The 771-nt window shown below is 72.5% G+C and carries 2 protein-coding genes; both read right to left on the reverse strand.

Annotated elements, in window-relative coordinates; all coding sequences use genetic code 11:
• Window positions 1-340 (reverse strand): DUF4245 family protein (locus BIU89_RS13005; protein ID WP_139179140.1); only part of this gene is annotated, 340 nt, incomplete at its 3' end.
• Window positions 337-582 (reverse strand): exodeoxyribonuclease VII small subunit, encoded by a 246-nt coding sequence (locus tag BIU89_RS13010; protein ID WP_027464512.1) that lies wholly within the window; start codon window positions 580-582, stop codon window positions 337-339. The genes BIU89_RS13005 and BIU89_RS13010, both read right to left, overlap by 4 nt.
• Between the last annotated feature and the right edge of the window lie 189 nt (window positions 583-771).

The raw sequence follows: 771 nt of genomic DNA on the forward strand, positions 1-771 counted from the left end.
AGACGTCCACGCCGTCGGTGGTCTTGCTCGCGAAGTCCGCGCGGTTGGCGCTGTAGCCGTCCGGAAGCGGCGGCGCCACCAGGGTGACGTCGTCGACGTTCGCCTTCGCCGCGATCTGCTGGTAGTCGACGGTGCGGTCGACCGTGGTGTCCGGACGGACGACGACCGCCACCAGGAACAGCACGATGCCGAGCGAGGCGATGAGCGCGATGACCAGGTTGAACGCGGTCTGGTGCTGTCGGCGGGCGGTCCGGGCAGCGTCCTTGCGGGCCCAGGTCTCCTCTGCCGTCTCGGGGCGACCGAGCTCGGCGACGATCGGGCGGCCGTCGGGGTCGGTCATCGGCCGGAGCCGTCCTGGGCGTCGCTGGCGGCACGGGCCGCGTCGAGCCGTGCACGAGCGCCGACGAGCCACTCTTCGCACCGGGCGGCGAGGGCTTCGCCCCGCTCCCACAGCGCCAGCGAACGCTCGAGGGTCGCGGAGCCCTGTTCGAGCTCGCTCACGACGCGCACGAGTTCGTCGCGGGCCGCTTCGTAGCTCAGCGACTGGACGTCGGTCTGCTCGGGTTCCTGCTGGGATGACACGGGACGATCCTACCGAGCGTCCACCGACGATCCGACGCCCGGTCCCAGGCTGTGGAGAACACCCGTGGTGGTCAGGAGCCGTCCGGGCCGGGGCCGTCCGGTTCGAGCGTGCCCGTGGCCGTGCCGGCACCGAGCGTGACGTGCACCGGCGTCGCGCCGGACAGGTCGTCGGTGCCGCGGACGACACCC

Source organism: Curtobacterium sp. MCBA15_005, from assembly GCF_001864855.1.
GTDB classification, from domain to species: Bacteria; Actinomycetota; Actinomycetes; order Actinomycetales; family Microbacteriaceae; genus Curtobacterium; species Curtobacterium flaccumfaciens.